Annotated in this window: 12 protein-coding genes and 1 pseudogene; 4 read left to right on the forward strand and 9 right to left on the reverse strand. The window is 44.7% G+C overall.

Translation table 11 applies throughout. The features are described 5' to 3' along the window. Positions 1-170 precede the first annotated feature (170 nt). The 5 genes from FNL97_RS15940 to FNL97_RS15960 form a co-directional block, all read right to left on the reverse strand. On the reverse strand, positions 171-1208 hold the full coding sequence (locus tag FNL97_RS15940) for a DmpA family aminopeptidase (RefSeq protein WP_012749048.1): 1038 nt from the start codon (positions 1206-1208) through the stop codon (positions 171-173). 344 nt (positions 1209-1552) lie between these two features. After that, on the reverse strand, positions 1553-2830 hold the full coding sequence (locus FNL97_RS15945) for a TIGR02679 family protein (RefSeq protein WP_143416157.1): 1278 nt from the start codon (positions 2828-2830) through the stop codon (positions 1553-1555). Next, complete coding sequence (locus tag FNL97_RS15950) at positions 2827-6957, reverse strand: TIGR02680 family protein (protein ID WP_143416358.1); 4131 nt, start codon at positions 6955-6957, stop codon at positions 2827-2829. The genes FNL97_RS15945 and FNL97_RS15950 overlap by 4 nt, the downstream gene beginning before the upstream one ends. Continuing rightward, positions 6947-8113, reverse strand: coding sequence for a TIGR02678 family protein (locus FNL97_RS15955; protein ID WP_012749045.1), 1167 nt, complete (start codon positions 8111-8113; stop codon positions 6947-6949). Before FNL97_RS15955 ends, FNL97_RS15950 begins: the two co-directional genes overlap by 11 nt. Next, on the reverse strand, positions 8103-9614 hold the full coding sequence (locus FNL97_RS15960; RefSeq protein ID WP_143416158.1) for a TIGR02677 family protein: 1512 nt from the start codon (positions 9612-9614) through the stop codon (positions 8103-8105). The genes FNL97_RS15955 and FNL97_RS15960 overlap by 11 nt, the downstream gene beginning before the upstream one ends. Positions 9615-9758: 144 nt before the next feature. Here FNL97_RS15960 and FNL97_RS15965 point away from each other — a divergent pair, with 144 nt between their 5' ends. The 4 genes from FNL97_RS15965 (at position 9759) to FNL97_RS15980 (ending at position 13365) form a co-directional block, all read left to right on the forward strand. Next, positions 9759-10199: a hypothetical protein gene (locus FNL97_RS15965; protein ID WP_143416159.1), complete on the forward strand. Its 441-nt coding sequence runs from the start codon at positions 9759-9761 to the stop codon at positions 10197-10199. Between the two features lie 468 nt (positions 10200-10667). After that, a complete protein-coding gene (locus tag FNL97_RS15970) occupies positions 10668-11558 on the forward strand; it encodes a glycine betaine ABC transporter substrate-binding protein (protein WP_205729504.1) in 891 nt (296 codons plus the stop codon). A gap of 29 nt (positions 11559-11587) precedes the next feature. After that, entirely contained in the window at positions 11588-12715 is a 1128-nt protein-coding gene (locus FNL97_RS15975) for a betaine/proline/choline family ABC transporter ATP-binding protein (RefSeq protein WP_143416161.1), read from the forward strand. A 14-nt stretch (positions 12716-12729) separates the two neighbouring features. Further along, positions 12730-13365 carry an ABC transporter permease gene (locus FNL97_RS15980; RefSeq protein ID WP_012749040.1) on the forward strand — a complete coding sequence of 212 codons (636 nt, stop codon included), beginning with the start codon at positions 12730-12732 and terminating at the stop codon, positions 13363-13365. Between the two features lie 87 nt (positions 13366-13452). Here the strand turns inward: FNL97_RS15980 and FNL97_RS15985 are convergent. The 4 genes and pseudogenes from FNL97_RS15985 to FNL97_RS16000 all read right to left on the reverse strand — a co-directional run bounded on the left by FNL97_RS15985 (position 13453) and on the right by FNL97_RS16000 (position 17540). Then, positions 13453-14434: pseudogene (locus FNL97_RS15985) on the reverse strand (pre-toxin TG domain-containing protein). Next, the gene (locus FNL97_RS15990; RefSeq protein WP_143416162.1) at positions 14431-14745 is read right to left on the reverse strand and encodes a DUF5082 domain-containing protein; all 315 of its coding nucleotides are present in this window, start codon (positions 14743-14745) and stop codon (positions 14431-14433) included. The pseudogene FNL97_RS15985 and the gene FNL97_RS15990 overlap by 4 nt, the downstream one beginning before the upstream one ends. A gap of 520 nt (positions 14746-15265) precedes the next feature. Further along, a complete protein-coding gene (locus tag FNL97_RS15995) occupies positions 15266-16114 on the reverse strand; it encodes a MurR/RpiR family transcriptional regulator (RefSeq protein WP_012749036.1) in 849 nt (282 codons plus the stop codon). A 43-nt stretch (positions 16115-16157) separates the two neighbouring features. Further along, a complete protein-coding gene (locus tag FNL97_RS16000; RefSeq protein ID WP_062755904.1) occupies positions 16158-17540 on the reverse strand; it encodes an aspartate aminotransferase family protein in 1383 nt (460 codons plus the stop codon). Positions 17541-17634: the final 94 nt, after the last annotated feature.

The following is a 17634-nucleotide window of genomic DNA, read 5'->3' on the forward strand; positions in this document are numbered from 1 at the left end:
AGGAGGGCGAAAAATAAAGTGTCGTCGATCCCCCGCACTTTTTGCATGATTGGAGGTCGACGGCAACAAAAACAGACGTGGTGATTAACTAAACTAATAAAGACTAATTTCGATTTGTTCACCGGCCAACATGCCGATGTTGCCGATTCGTCTAGACATACCCTTTGTTGTCATTGAAAAAGGTCATACGGAATAGCCTCACCAATTCGCCCGTTCCGTCCGGTTGTCGTCTCTGCCATTGTCAACGAATTTAAGATGGCTTCCTCCGTTGACTCGATGGCTGCTTGAAACAGCTCATTCATCAATGGATCATCATCGCGAATGAGCGGCGGAAGTTGATAATAAGATGACTCAGAAAAGTGGGGGATAGTGTATCCGTTCGAAAATGCGATGATGATATCTCCGCTTCCATGGTGAATATGGCTTCCTGTTCGAGCGAGCCCGAAGGCTGCACGTTTTGCCAGCCGCTTCAATTGACGAGAGCTCAAAGGAGCGTTGGTTGCGACAATAATCATAATAGAACCATTCGGAATTTCTGTTTCATCAAATGATGGTTTTCGATACTGTGCAATGCACAACTCTTCCCTTTTGCCAAAATTGCTAAGAACCAATGCGCCAACGGTGTAAATCCCTCCATGGATGATTCGCGAAGAACTGCCAATTCCCCCTTTATAGCCGAAACACATCGTACCAGTGCCTGCACCCACCGCACCCTCTTCGACATCAAAAACAGCCTGCTCTATCGCTAGTTTTGCATGTTCTTTTTCGATGACAGGAAAATGAACCGTGTTTAGATAGCTGTCATTGCATTCACCTACTACGATATTCACTGAACTAGTCGTATCCCCTATTTCTTGATTTTGTTCCATTAAATATTCCAATGTTCCTTGCCAGACTGTGCCCACACTGAACGTATTCGTAAGCATAATCGGTGATTCCATAACCCCTAGCTCTTCCACTTGCACTAATCCCGCTGTTTTCCCAAATCCATTTAAAACAAAACACGAAGCAGGCACCTTTTGCAAAAAAATATTGCCTCCATGAGGAAGAATAGCCGTAACTCCTGTTCGAATGACCGTCTTTTCATCCAACTCTTTCTTTAATGTTACATGTCCTACCTTAACTCCAGGAACATCAGTGATCTGATTATGCTTTCCCGTTTCCAGCGATCCAATTTCAATGCCTAATTCCCGAATCTTTTTTCTCATCCTTTTATTCCTCCTGTTGGTTTCAAGGAACAACCAGTATCCATTTCATTTTCCATAATACCCCTGATATCTGTTTTCGTCGAGGTCAGCTGAAACCCTTGCGTGCAACTATTCTTTATAAGAAAATATTGATGGATGTAAGCAAGAGGGAGAAAAAGAAACTGTCGTCGATCCCCCGCACTTTTTGCACGATTGGAGGTCGACGACATTTTTCACCACGAATGATAGTTTATATATACGATCGCATATCGTTATCCGTCTGTATTATAGGTTACTAAACATCCTAAAAGCTATATCCCATTTTTGATGCCTGTAAACTTTCTTTGCAAAGAAAGACGGAGTGATTAACTTAACTCCGCCTTTTCCTTCTCTATATCTTTCCGAAGCACCGGCAAAATCGCCTCCTGATACCCCGCTTTCTTGCACCGCTCGATCTCCTGCTTTACTGGCTGCAGTTTGGGAGAGGAAATCGATTGGAGCTTAGCCAGCCGCTCCTCAGAAAGCGACACACTCGGCATCGAGGCAAAGTAGTCCTCACACGTGAAATGCCAAAGGGAAAGATTCTCGCCGTATCGCCCGGCAAGCCGATCGGCCATTTTCAGACCTTCTGGATCAAAGTCGCCCGAATAATAAAGATGAGCGCCCGACTCCACAAGCAAGTCAAGAAGCAATAGCGTCGCCAAATTGAGTTGGCCGTTTGTGCTGACAAGCGGCATCGCTTCGTCTAGCAGTTCAGAAAAAACGCCGGCGTTTTCTACGACAAAGACGGCATTTCCTTTCGCTGGATACGCGCGGGTTAGTGCCACTATCTCCCTCAGCGGCACATTCAGCGCCATATTCGTTTCACAAGCGGCGGAAAATACGGGATGAATGCCCTCTTTCGTTTCTGCCAAAATTCCCGCGCACGTCACGAAATTGAGGATGTCTTCGCGCAATATGCCGAACGATTGCAATAGTTCATTGACTTCTTCTACAGACGAAAGCTGATATTTTTTTCGAGAGTAAAATTCCAATGCGGATAGCAGCAGTTTTCCTTGAAATGTGTGTAAATCAAACGCGTGCGGGTCTCCGGTTACTTTTTGCGCGAATAGCGGCAGGCGTTCGTACGTTCCTTGCTTCGGAAGCTGGCGAAGCGCTTCGCAAACTGCGCAAATGGAAGCATACAGCTCATCGCGCTGCTGGGCGTACGCTTGGTGAAGAAGACGGTATTCGTTCGGATGCTCCAGCGCTGCCGTAAGCCATTCCGCCCCACTCGGGTAAGCGGCGATCAGCCGCTGGAAAAACGCCGCTTTTTCCTGCTGTTCCGCTTCACGCCTTTCTTTGTTTGCGACGAGTGGTTCCCCAAAATAATGGACTAACAGCTCTTCCAGCGAAATACCTGCAAATCTTGTCTTATCCAGTTGTTTAGCAAACGCCTGTAGCGAAACGCGCGCCATTTCCTTCCCAAAAAACGCCGCAATCGCTTCTTTTTCTTCTTTCGTAAAATTCGTAAGGGAAATGGTGCCGCCAATGCGGCCGAGCGATTCGTACTTCTTTTTCATTTCGCAAAAAAGGCGGTGAAATCCAGCTTCACCGCGAAAAAATTGCACCGCTTCCGCCGCTAGTTCCGGCAATGATTTCATTGTTTCACCACCATTTCTTGTTCGTCCCAATCTGTCACAAGCCGCTTCATCGTTCCGTTCCAATAATAGCGGATCACGGTGACGTGCGAAGCGTTTTTCGGGCGCACAAGCTCGCAAATCGAAAGAGCCGGCACGGTGTCGTAATCTCCCCACAGCGCCTGCGAGTTCATGATGTAATTAAAGCCGAGCGATTCAACAAGATCGAACATATCGCGAATATTATTTTCATCCACACCGGCGAACGCTTCATCAAGGGAAATGATGTATGGCGCCTCCTCACTTGCTTCTTGATAGCGGGCATACGCGGCCGCAAAGAGCGGAATGTACATCGCCATCGCTTTTTCTCCGCCGCTAAACTGATAAAATCGCTGGTTCGTTAATTCCCGTTTTGGCTCATTTGTTTTTTGATAATAGAGCGTAAACGTAAACCATTTCCGGTAATCGAGCACTTCTTTAATGACTTGATGGAGCGTGTTTCCTTGCCCTTTCTCCTCTAACATTTCACGGGCGCGGTTAATTTTGGACCGGAAGTGCATCGTGACCCGCTGCAAATCTTCTTCTTTTAACAATCGCGAATTCATCCGCAACAATTCAACAAGCTCTTTCGTATCCATTTCTTCTTCTGTTTCCGCTGTTTTCGGTTTCCATTGAATGGACAACAATAATCCGGAAGAAGCATCTCGCTGTTGCATGAGCGCGTTCATGTCTTTCACCCAGCGTTCGGCACGCTGAATGCGGCTGCGCAAAATACGTCCGACCGTTTTTAAAATAATATCTTCGTACAACTCGCGGTCTTGTTCATTAATGTATTCCCGCTGAAGGAGAATGTCTTTTTCCATTTCCTTTAATAAATAGAACGGAGTGACGCGCTGTCCTTTGTAATCAAGCAAAAGAATGATCCGATCCCGTTTTTCTTTCCAATCGCTCACCTTTAACTCCATTTCTTCGTCCAAATCGATACCAGCAAACGGATTTTCCTCTTCTAATGCGACAGGTTCTTGAGATAGGCGGTATTCCACTAAATTCGCGCTTTCTTGGAAGAATACGCTATTCAATTTAGCAATCACGGATGAACGCGTTTGTTCTTTTCCGATTGATCCGTAGCGGCGAACAACATCTTTTGCTTGTTCATGCGGATCTACATTCTCCGCTACTTCGACAAGACCGTGTTCCGCTTCTGCGATAAACGATCGCTTCCATACTGCTGCAAGCGTGCTAGCAAATTGAAGTTTTCGCTCTAACTCTTCTAGTTGACGGTGAGTGGATTTGATCGTTTGTTCGATGTGAGCTTGTTCGTTTATCTTTTCCGGCAACGCCTTGTTTACCCATTCAAGGCGATCGCGAACGCGGGAGATTTCCGCGCGAATGTCATCCGCTCCCATCTGTTTTAACATTTGTTCCATATGTTGTATTTCTAAAAGGAGGCGTTGTTGCTCGCTGGCTAATATATTGATTTCGCCTTTTGCTTCATCGATTTCCGCTTGGACGGTTTCAAGCTGGTCTTGATGATAGCGACTGACTTGCAATTGATGGAGAAACGAACGGTGTTCCAGCACCAATTCCGTTAAATGGTCCGTATACAATTTCATCCATCGCCGCGCCTCTTCATACCGCTCTTTTGTAAATTCAAGATCGAGTCCTTCCGCTTTTTCGCGAAGCGTTTGTTTTACTTGTTGCCAGTCGCGGGCGATGCTATTCAATTTTTCGCTTTTTCGTTCCACTTCTTGTTGTTTGCTTGTGATGGCGCGTTTTGTACGGTCCCATTCGTCAAAGGCCGCGCGAACATCGCGGTCAGACGGGAACGTTTGAAACGCTTCATGGATCGAGGCAATTGTTGCTTCCACATGCGCAAGTTGTTCCTTTTTTTGCTGAAGAAGTTCATCTAGTTGTTGAAGCTTTTCCTCGATTTGCGCGATTTGGGAAAGGCGCCACCGCTTGCGGGCGTTGCGGCCGATAAAGATCGCTTGTTCTCGTTTCGGAGCATGGCCTTGAAGGAGCCCAAACGAATAATGGCCCGACTCGTCCATCGCAAATCGTCCTTCTTGCGCCTCATCAGAAATAAGAATGCTGCGAAGAACAGATTCAATGCGCTCGGCGGAAACACCGAGGTCTTCATCCACATCGGGACGCAAATATTCGGCAAGCGTATGTGCCATTTCCACAGGATTTGGCTTGAGAATACGGTCATGCACGATGGAAACGTCTGTTTCGGTCACTAACGCGTCCAATAGCCCTGCGTGGTATAACGATGACTCGATTCGTTCGCGCAACGATTCTGGCACGTGGTCGTAAAACTCGACGCTTGCGTAAAATGGCACGTACGCAACCCCTCGTGCTTGTAAAGCCGCGCGGGCTTGTGCGGTTTGTTCGTCATGCTCTAATTCAGGGTCTTTTTGTTCTTTCCAGCGGCGCAGCTCTTCTTCTGTTTCTGCGATTTCTCGTTTTACTAGCTCGATTTCGTGTTCCCATCTCACTTTTTCCGCTTTTTTCTGGTCCAACGCCTCATAATATCGGTCGGCAAACGGTTTCTTTACATCTTCAAAATGATAGCGTTCATATAGCTCGTTTAAATAACGCAAAAACGATTGGATTGTTTCTTCATCGATCGGAATATCAGGATGTGCTTCTTTCCAGGCAAACACCGCTTCCTGCAGGCGCGATTTTTCCATTTCCAATAGCTCGTGCCATTTTTTCGCGTCATTATGGAGATTGTCTAGTAAACGCTGCTGTTCTCCAAGCTCGTGGTATGCGTCTTCGTATCGGTGCTTGAGGTCATCATGGCGCGTCCAAAGCGACAATATTTCCTCTAACCGTTTTTCATACGCTTCCGCTTCTTTTCGCCAAAGCGTAAAGTCAAACGGCTCGTTTCGATGCCGCTGAAAGTCTTCTTCATTTAGTTCATGTGAGGCAAAGGCGCTTTCAAGCGCGGCATAGCGCAATTCTTCCAGTTGTTCGTCGATCGTTTGCGCAGACTGGTGAAGAACGTCTTCGCTTTTGGCAATCTCTTGTTTCAACTTGCGCTCTTGTTGTTGTTTATCATCAAGATAACGTTCTTTTTTCATTATTTGATCTTGCACGTTCGCAAGGCGCTGTTTCGTTTCCCGATATTTTTCTTCGGCCCGAAACACTTCGTGGCTCGCTAAATCCAGCTCCCGTTTGCGAAGCACCGCTTGCTCATTTTGTAAGCCCTGAATTTCCGTTGCCAGCTCTTCTTTTCGTGCTGCATACCGCTCTTGATCGCGGAGGCACTGCTCGCGCTCTTCCGTTAATTTTTCCTCTTGTTTTGCTGCTTTGAGCCATTCGTTCGCTTTTTCCCATATCATATATTCGTTATATTGCTGATAGTGCTGGCAGAGTCGACGCAGCGACGCTTCATCCCGTTCCAACTGTTCCAGCTGCTGCTTTGCTTGGTCCATGTTTTCAATCGTTTCCGATAAATGTCGCAATTCGTCATCCGTCAACGCCGGCAGCGAGCTTTCGAGAATTTCGTAAATGACTGTCGGCTTGAAATCTTTCGATAATTTCGGACTGCGAAGCTGAATCAAAAGCTCGATCAATTCTTGAAACGCTTCGAGCGATTCGAAACGGAAAATATATTTATTGACAAGCTCCATATACTCTTTTTGCGTATCGACAACCGTTCCGCCGTCGCCAAGCACCGTGATTAATTCTCGTTTTGTCAGCGGGATTTTTTCGCCCGTTTTTTCCTTTTTGTACAATGTAATATCTTTACCGATGCGGCGGTTGTCAAAAATGACAAATCCCCAAAAATCCATGCCTTTCTGGCGTTTCGCCCTTAAACCGATTCCGGTTGTGATATAATGGTCGCTATGTTTTCGTTTATATTCTAAAAATAAATAGCCTGTCCGTTCATCACGATCAACTAATTCCTTTTCCCCAAGCAAATAATCTTCCATGCGGCGCGCCCGTGACCCAAACGGATCAAGGCGGTCAGGGGTTTTCTTTCCGTCAAGCAAAACAGGAATCAAGCTTTGCATCGTCACTGATTTTCCCGAACCGTTGCTGCCGCGGAGAAACAGCCTGCCGTCCGCAAAATGGAAATATTCTTCATCGTAATACCAAAAATTTAATAGTCCCGCGCGATGGAGCACCCATTTATTCGTCATCATCATCCATTCCTTTCTTCATAAAATCGGGAGGATAATGGCCAACTATCCGTCCGAGCAGTGGATATAGCATGATCATTCCCGTTTCTTTTTCCACATCCGCCATTTTCCACTGTTTTAATTCCTCCAACAGCACCGATGTTAGCTGCGCTGGAGTCATGTCGCGATACGTTTTTCCCCATCCTTCTCCATAGCGCTCCTTGCATATTGTAAGCAGCCGCTGAAAATCCGCTTGTGTCATTCTGATTTTCCCGTATTCGTCTGGTGGATAATCTAGAAGATGTTCACGGACAATAGAAGCGAAATGAAGAATAATATCTGACGTTCCTTTTTGGTTGGGAAACAGCGTATATACGTTTTCCCGTTCCGGAAGGGTGAGCAAAGCGGCGTTTTTATACAGTTCGTAGCGAAAATCGCTATGCGCTTCAATATCTTCGCGCAATCGATGGCGAAAGTTGCGCAAGTAATAAAAGTCAGGATCGTCTTTTTGTTGTCGATAAACAACTGGAGATAAAAACAGTTGCCGATAAATGCGGTGGCGCCGATAATCTTGCGGAGCGGTTTTCCACTCTTCTTCTAACAATTCTTCCATCGTTTTGTACTGCGTCAAATCTTTCGGATAGGAACGCATAAAATAACGGGAAAGCACGGGGACTTCATATAGCGCTTCATGGTCTTCCCGCTGGGCGAATCCTTCGATTTCGCCGTCCACCCGCTTCACGACCCCAAGTTCTTCAGCGGTTTTTAATACACGGATCAGCGCGCGCCGCTGCTGGTAGTTCGTCCAATCAAGCGGAACTTCCCCTGGATACATCGCTTTTATTTCCTCACAGACATCCGACAGCAAAAATTTTTCTTCCACTTCCTTTCCTTCTAAATATGCCATCAAGCAACAAAACAACGCGTAATCAAGCGGTTCTTGAAATGATTCAATTCCCATCCATGCCTCAGGTTCCGCCGGTATTTTTTCAAGTTTAGCAAAATAACGGTGAACAATGAGGCGATAACCGAATTTTTCTTGCACATAACGTTTTACGATATTTTCTCGTTCGCGAATCAGCTGAAACAATTCCGGGTCACGCTCGCGGGTAATCCAAAAGTTTTCCAGTAACACTTTTAGTGCTATTTTCGCCTTTTCATCAAAATCACGCTCCACTCACTAGCTCCTCCCTACTCTCAAGAAAATGAATTTCGTAATTCGGCATGATCATCGTTCCGTCTTCCGCGTGTAATTCAATAAATGAATCGTCTTTTTTGACAATTTTCACCTTCCAGCCAATTTCCGTTTTCACGACTCGATCTTCGCGCGTCATCGCTTTCGCAATCCAGCTTAATAACGTTTTGCGAACATGGGGAGCGACAACCGGCAACTCGCGTAAAATAATTTTGCCGTCTTGAACCAACTGTTTGAGCTCTTCTTCTTCACGCTGTTTTTGCTGTAAAAACTCCACCATTGTTTGTTTCTTTTTATTTTCATTGTCTACGATTGCCTGCGGCTTTTTCTTTTCCTGGTAATAGCGGACGCGCGGCTTCACCGTCCATTCGCTTGGTGCTTCTTCCCAAATGTCGCGATACATATCTTCGGTCGCATCATTGTCCGTCACCACATGTTTTGTGTGAAAACAGCCAAACACAACTGATGACAATTTATGCGCATCTTCTAGCGAATCGAGTTTAGAAAACCATTGTGCTAGATACAAATAATCTTTTTTTCGGCTGCGAAAATGATGGTGCCGCTCGCCAAGCCGCTGCACAACCCTTGTAATACGGCGGATCGCCTCGTTCGTTTGTTTCTGCAAAAACGCCAATTCACTGTCATGCCCGTTCCGGCCTAAAAACCATTCTTTTAAGCTGCGCCATGTTTCCATCCGTTCTTCCACCATCTGCTCTCTTGTAAGCGAAAGATCTTCCCAACGCGGAATCGTCATTTGATAGTCTACGACATGATGAACAAACTGACGTACTTCTTCTTCCTGCAAGTCTTCGAGCAGTTTTTCAATTTGCATCGATGTTTTTTGCAACGCGAGGATAAAATCCCGTAAATATGTCGTGAACTTTTCCTTGTATACGAGAAACGCATCCGACATCATTTGTTCTTCCATGTTTTCGCTGTTCAAGTAAGCGATATAGTCGGCGGAATTTTGAATGATTTTTTTGAAATAGTCAAATGTTTCTTCCCATACTTGGTTCATCTCATCTCGTTTTTCCGCAAATCCATTTTTGATAATTGTTTCAATGCGGACAAGCGAGGTATACAGGCGGTCAAATCGCGTTTTTTCCAATGACCCGCCAAACGAATCGCCAAGCTGCTCGAGCGCGCGGATCATACGCTCGATTTCGACCGTGTACGGGCTGCATTGATAGCGAAACCGTTTCTTTTTAAACTCTTCAATCGTGCGAATGTGCGTTGTTTCTTGTCTCGCAATCAAGTTTTTCCATTTGACGAGTTGATCTAAATCTTGCTGCAGATCGTCTTCTGTATAATCCCGAAATTCATCGTGCTGTTTTAAAAACGCATACACTTCTTCTGGAAACAAATATTGCCGCATCCGTTCGTGCTGTGTGTAAAAATAGCGCAAAATCGCGCGATAGCGATACGCATTGTCCACCGCTAAATACTTTACCTCCGAAATCGGCTTTAGCCAGGAAGCATCCATGTCCATTCTCCTTATCGTTCTTCAGATCATCTATTTCCATTGTAATAAATGTCGAACAATTACTCCACTAAAAATCTATTCCATTCGACATGGCATTTGTCGGAATGTTTAATGTATAATGAAGGATATAAAGGAGGTGAGTACATGGTAGAGGCGCTGCTGCAAGAAATTCTCCAAGAGGTCAAACTCACGCGCAACGATATCCAAACGTTAAGCAATCGTGTCGACAAATTGGAAAAGCGGATGAGCCGTGTCGAAGAGAGAGTGGCTACCTTGGAAAAAGACATGGCCAGCGTGAAGGAGCGTTTAGCAAACGTCGAAAGCACCGTTATTGTTCTTGATGAAAAAATCACCGAAACAAAAGCGATCAGCGAAGCCGTCCGCCATGGCCAAGAAGTCCTCACTGCAAAATATGACGCACTCTCACTTAACGTCCACGAATTGAAAGGAAAAGTCACTCACCTCACCAACGTGCTCGAAGACAAAGTCCTTCCTCTTCTCCATGACCATGAATCCGGCATTCAAGTTCTCAACAACCGCGTTTTTAAAGTCGAAAGCACGCTGCAACGGTTAGTCAGCCCGTAAACATTGTAAGCGGCATGACGCTTTTAGGCGCCATACCGCTTTATTTTTACATACATGTACAGCGAAGAATGGCAGCCGATTGATGGAGCAAGAATAATCATAAAAAAGTTGCCAACAAACTCGGGATGGCATTTTCACATTTTGTACTGCCATTCCTTATTTTCATGCATTGCTATTTTGTTTTTTTCTCATAATTCCTATCGAATCTTGAGGATACAGGAGCATATCGGAGCATTTCTAAGGATGCGGAATCTGCTTCTAGGTCAGCATGGCAAGTCCGTAAATATGCAAATATATAGTGCTATACCAAATTTGTAAACAACATCCAACTGACGATACAATATTGTCGTGACGGTTCCCACCCGTTATTTCCTGGCCTCTCCTTGCCGCTACATATCATTTCAGCGCAAATCTATATCAAGAACGTATGCACAATCACGTAAAGGAGGAATTTCATTGCGAAAATTCATGTTTCTATTTTTATCCGCTGCCATGCTGTTCATTTTAACCGCCTGCGGAGCTGGCGAAAAAGCGGAGACAGGGAAAATTGTTGTCACGGGCAAAAAGTTTACCGAACAGGTGATTTTAACCCACTTGCTTGCCGAATATTTGAAAGCGAACACCGATTTAGACGTGGAAGTAAAAGATAGTTTAGGAGGCGCGTTTGTGCTGCAGCAAGCCATGGAAAAGGGAGATGTCGATTTATACGTAGAATATACGGGTACTGGTCACTTAAACATCTTAAAAAACAAATACGACCCATCGAAAACACCAGAAGAAATTTATGAAGAAACGAAAAAGCAGTATAAAGAAAAGTTTAACATCACGTGGCTGAAGCCGCTCGGCTTTAACAACACTTACGCCCTCGCAATGCACAAAGAACTTGCTGACAAGCTAGGAGTAAAAACGTACTCCGACCTCGCCAAGAAATCTGATCAGCTTGTATTCGGCTCCGATGCGGAATTTTTTGAGCGAAGCGACGGGTATGACGGGTTAGTTGAGACATATGGCTTTAAGTTTAAGAAAACTGCCAACATCGATCCTGACTTGCAGTATGAAGCGGCAAAAAACGGCGATATCGATGTCATTACCGCCTATACGACCGATGCACGCATTAAAAAATACAACCTCGTTGTGCTGAAAGATGACAAACACTACTTCCCGCCTTATCACGCTGTGCCGATTATCCGTCAAGAAGTGCTTGATGCCAACCCTGGATTGGAGAAAGTTTTGAATAAACTCGAAGGTGTTTTAACCGATGAAAAAATGATGGAACTCAACGCGCAAGTAAATATGGAAGGAAAAAGTCCAAAACAAGTGGCCATTGACTTTTTGAAAGCAGAAGGATTGATAGATTAATGTTTTCTCATAGCAAAGGTGGGATGAAGATGATTCGCTTTGAAAACGTATGGAAACAATATGACGACGGTTTTGTCGCATTGAAAAATATTAATCTCGAAATTCAAAAAGGAGAATTGGTCACTTTAATCGGGCCAAGCGGATGCGGAAAAACGACGACGATGCGGATGATTAACCGCCTGACTGAACCGACGTCTGGAACGATATACATTGACGGGCAGGACATTGCAAAAATGAATCCAGTGGAACTACGACGCAACATTGGCTATGTCATCCAGCAAATCGGGCTGTTCCCTCATATGACGATTGCGGAAAATATCGCCTTAGTTCCGAAACTAAAAAAATGGGAGCCGTCCGCCTATCAAAAACGGGTTGACGAACTGCTTGATCTTGTCGGATTAGATCCAGCGATGTTTAAACATCGCTACCCGTCGGAACTTAGCGGTGGCCAGCAACAACGAGTCGGCGTTATTCGCGCCCTTGCCGCAGAGCCTGACATCATTTTGATGGACGAGCCGTTCAGCGCGCTCGATCCGATCAGCCGCGAACAGCTGCAAGAGGATATTGTGAAATTGCAGGAAGAAATTCGAAAGACAATTGTGTTTGTCACACATGATATGGATGAAGCGATTAAAATTTCCAACCGTATTGCAATTATGAAAGACGGAGAAATCGTGCAATTTGCTACGCCGGATCAAATTTTGCGCCGTCCTGTCAATTCATTCGTACGCGACTTTATTGGAGAGAACCGCCTTGCACAAAGACAAACGGCCGTGCCGACAGCGGAAGACTTAATGTCCCATTCCATCGCTACGATATCGCCGAAGCGCGGATTAGCCGAGGCCTTCCGGTTCATGAAAGAGAAAAAAGTAGACAGCTTAATCGTTACAGATAAAAAACAATCCTTTCTTGGTGTCGTGACATTAAAAAAACTAGAAAGACATTATCAGCAGGAACATCTTCTTGTGACCGACATCGCTGATTTCGATGTGACGACACTAACAAAGGATGCTGATGTGACGGAAGTTGCGGAAATTTTCCAACACCAAGACATCAGCGCCATCCCTGTATTGGCCGGGAATCGCCTTGTCGGCGTTATCACGAGATCGAGCATGATGCGCGGGCTGGCGGAATGGGAGTTTCAAAAGCAACCGTGAAGGTGGGATGAGAAATGAATTTGCTAGACATAATGATAGAACGAAAACAAGAGATCTGGATCGCTTTCCAAGAACATATTTTGCTTTCCGGAACCGCGATGATCATTGCGATTTTAGTCGCTGTTCCGCTCGGCATTGTCCTGACAAGGCATAAAAAGCTAGCCGAACCAATCATCGGCATCGCTGCTATTATTCAAACGATTCCAAGCCTCGCTTTATTAGGATTTATGCTTCCGATCTTTGGAATCGGAAAATTGCCGGCCATTATTGCGTTAACGTTATATGCATTGCTTCCGATTTTGCGCAATACGTACACAGGCATCCTTGGCGTCGATCCCGCGCTTGTCGATGCCGGCCGAGGAATGGGGATGACATCGCGACAAATTTTATGGATGGTCGAGCTCCCCCTTTCCTTGCCAGTGATTATGGCAGGCGTACGAACGGCTACTGTTTTGACGATCGGCGTGGCGGCGCTCGCGACCTTTATCGGCGCCGGCGGCTTAGGCGATCTCATTGACCGCGGACTGCGGATCGCCGATAAAAATTTGATTTTGGCCGGTGCCATCCCAGCGGCGGTTTTAGCGATTTTATTTGATCTTTTATTGCGGAAGCTAGAAAATAAAGTAACGCCAAAAGGCTTAAAATCGTAGCAAAAAAAGAGGAAGGGCCGTATTAGACTGCACCCATGCCGGGTACACTAAAAAGAGCCTCAAGGAAATCCTTGAGGCTCGAAGGATTTAATAAAGTATTTTTTCTAACACTTTTTCCAAGTTAAGAGCATTATCATTAAGTTCGATTAACATTGTATCCTCATCATCCGCAGGCTCGTAACCTATTATAACTTTAGGAATATCATATTTCATTTTTAATTTCACTAGATAATTAACTAACTTTTCAAACCTCGATTTAACTTCCTTTTTATCATCTACGAATATTTCGCTTTCTGGGAAGTTAAAAACGATATCTCCGTATTCCTCGTCGAAGGAGAAAACTATTACCACATCTTTTAGTGTTATCCCTAATTGCAATTGTTCTAGAACAATATTACCCGTTCCTTTTGGTGATAATATCTCTTTCATATTTTTCACTTGAGGAAGAAAGTTCTTCCATTGTTTTCTGAACGACGGATAGTTTCGATGATTGGTTCTTTGATGACTTGGTGATAGATCGTTTGGAAGAACGATTTGATTTTATCATAATGGAGGACGTTTTTCGTTTTTGAGATCCATTTCGAAACATCCGCTGTTATCCTGGCTGATTTCGCTCCTTTGATTCCCACTTTGCCAGCGATTCCTATCCCTTTGATCAGAGGAATAAAAGAAGCTAATAGCATTCCTCCCGCAAGCAGGCGGTCCCATCCGGATATCCGTTCTCCAGTAATTGGATCGTATTCTCCAAACAATCGCTGCAAGTCATACCAGCCAAGAAGCTCTAAGCCGAATTCTTTCATGTTCTCGGCAAGCGTTTGGTCTGCCTGGCGCATTGCCGCGGCCGTCCGATACAGCAGTTCCTCGGCTTCATTCAGCTTTTCTTCAGCCAATGAATCAGCTCGTCTTTAAGCTTATGGATGGCGGCAGAGTCGATTCCGGGAATCTGCACGGCTAAAGAAGGAAGTGTCCAAGAAAGAGATTCCTGCACACGCTGGCAAGCGTCTTCTGCATCGGGAACATGCTTCGCTACCGTTTCCAGCTCCTCTGGTTTGACTCGAATCGTCGTCATTGCCGTTCCTCTATCTTTTGGAGAATCTGGGCGATTTCCCTGCTTATTTCATGAAAAAGATCGTCTGCGGCCGCATAAATCCATGCCTCGATTTGCCGCAAGTCCCCGTATATCGACTCATACGCTGCCCTCGATTCTCCCTGCCAATGCGGAACATACTCGTCATTTGCGCGATAAAAGGCACGAGTGCCATCTTGAAATTCCTCGATCGCTTCTTCGACCTGCCCTTGATAGAACTCGAGGCAATCGATCATCGTCTCATAGGCCTTGCGTTTCAATTCTTTTTCTATCGATTCCAATAAAGACGACACCTTGATTTCCTCCCCCCATTTACACGCTACTTAAATGGTAGCACAAGGAAAATAAGGATATATCATGATATATTCCTGTTTTTCAGATGACGATAAGGACTTTTTTCTTATCTATCATTCTGACATGCTAAACATATTAAAGCTCTTTCGAAAATAATCTGTTTACGGAACAAACTTTTTGTGAAGAGAATGACTAGAAAGCCGGACGGCCATGGATGAAACGATGATGATATTGTTTTTCACCACATCTAATGGTTGACGGGACAGAACAGATTGTGTTTGCTGTATATGACGTTGACGAGAGAAAAGTAGCTGCATAAGCAAGAGTTTTTCCTTCTGTTTAACGCACCCGTTTTCTTGACATAAATGGCCAACGATATGAAGGCACGAAAATATATTTATCTGCTTTCCGGAGATACGGAAACAAGAAGCAATAGTACAACCGCGCATAATAGAAACGAGTCGAGCCGGTGAAATAAAAAGACCCATTCCAACATTCTTGGAATAGGTCCACATCATTTTACTCATAAAAAATATGGAATCTTTCCCAAATTTCTTCTAAATCAGATAAATGCTTTTCGACTTCGCTGCGCTTTCTCCGGCCGACTTCGGTAATGAGTGCGTTCACTAAACTTAACGGCGCAACGAACGAGTCAATAAACGACGGCATTTCCGTCGGAGCACATAACGTGACGTCTCCGTACGATACCAGCGGTGATAATAGATGGTCCGTAATGACAATAATTTTTGCGCCGCGGTCTTTGGCGAAAGCGACCGCTTCAATGGTACTTTTTGTGTAGCGAGCAAAACTTAAACCAATAACGACATCGTCTTTATTAAGGCGAAACAGTTTTTCCGATATGCCGTGCGGATTACGAATGAGCTCCGCATTCTCAAACAATATGTCGAAATAAAATTCTAAAAACAGTCCTAATGAAACCGCGCTTCGGTTTGCGATAATAAATATTCGTTTCGCGTCGGTAATGTATTGCACCGCTTGATAGAACAAATCCATGTCGATTTGCACCGACATTGCTTTAATTCTTTCGATGTCTTCTTGAAACATTTCGAAAATCGATTTGTCTTCCGAATCGTACACTTCTTCGGAAATTTTCAATCTCTCCACCGTTGTCAATTGCCGCTTCATCGATTCTTGCATCGCCTGTTGCCACTCTGGATATCCCGAAAATCCTAAAAACGTTGCGAAGCGGACAACAGTCGCTTCGCTCACTCCTGCCATTTTCGCAAGCTTTCCGACCGTGAAAAACGGAACCGCTTCAGGATTGTTTAATACGTATTTCGCGATTTTCCGCTGTGCTCGACTCATTTCTGGCAGTTTTTCGGCGATTAATCGATACACTTCATTCATCGTTTTCCAGCCCTTTTCTCACAACGATTTGTTGGTGTGTCCATTATAAACGATTTTTTACCTTTCGAATAGCTTTTTCATGCGCTTCTATCGTCCATGCGATATCTTCTTCCGTATGAACGACGGACATCGAATAGCGATTGCCAGGTTTCGTATACACGCCGTGTCCCAACAGTTCGTAATCGATTTCTTCCCGCAATTTCATATTTGCTTTTGTTAAATCGCGATAATTTTTTACATCTTGTTCGGTCAAGACGATGTTGAAGATGCTTCCTAATCCGACCGTTTTCATTGGTATGCCATAAGCACGGTACACCGCTTCCAATCCTTCGCGGAGCATGTTCGTCATTTGTAATAGACGCGGCATCGTTTCCGGCTGCTGTAAGACGTCTAATGTTGCCAGCCCTGCCGCTAAAACAGTCGGATGACCGTTATACGTGCCGCTATGGAACAGGACATCCCCTTTGTTCGCTTTATCTGTTTCTATTGACAGTGCGTCTTTGCCGCGACGAGGGTCCATTTGTTCCATAATTTCTTTTTTCCCTCCGACCACTCCGATCGGGAATCCACCTCCTAACACTTTTCCTAATGCGGTAAGATCAGGCGCGATGCCGTAAACCGTTTGTGCCCCTCCGTAAGTGATACGGAATCCCGTTTTTACTTCATCGAAAATAAGGACGATGCCAAGTTCTTTCGTTATGGCGCGAAGCTCTTTCATAAAAATTGCATCTGCCGGAATAAAGCCACCTTGAACCGGCTCTAAAATAACTGCTGCAAGTCGATTTTTATGTTTCCGCAAAATCGCTTCCGTTGCCTCAACATCGTTAAACGGCAAAATAATCGTTTCATCCGTATATTGGGGAGGGATTCCTTTCGACTCAGGCACCGCTTTCGGCTCTTTTTCGTCTCCCGCTTCGGTAACCGACGGATTTACACTAATTAACACTTGATCATATCCACCGTGATAATGTCCTTCGAATTTTGCGATAGCTGTTTTTCCCGTGAACGCTTGTGCTAAGCGAATGGCAAGTAATGTAGCTTCTAAACCGGAATTTGTATAACGAACCATTTCCATGCTTGGAAATGCTTGAATAATTTTTTTCGCCATCAACGTTTCGAGCATGTGTGGCGCGCCAAATACGGTCGTTCCGTCCGTAATAATCTGTCTCATGATCGATTCGATTACTTTCGGATGGCCATGTCCTAAAATAAGCGCACCGTAACAAAGTAAATAATCGACATATTCGTTTCCATCGACATCGACTAGGCGGCTGCCTTTTCCTCTTTCCATGATAATCGGGTGCGGCGCGAAATATTTAATATTTGCCGTGACGCCTCCTGGTATGACTTCCTTCGCTTTTTCATACAAATGAAAGGAGCGTTTCATGCTACTAGCAATCGCTTCTATCTGCTCGATTTCCACCATGAACACCTCTTTGAAATTTATTTTTCATTTTATAAAATTATATGAAATTTTTATTTCATATTACAGGATTTTTGCCTATATGTAAATAAAAAAA

The sequence above is a fragment of the Geobacillus sp. E263 genome (genome assembly GCF_007197795.1).
GTDB lineage: Bacteria > Bacillota > Bacilli > Bacillales > Anoxybacillaceae > Parageobacillus_B > Parageobacillus_B toebii.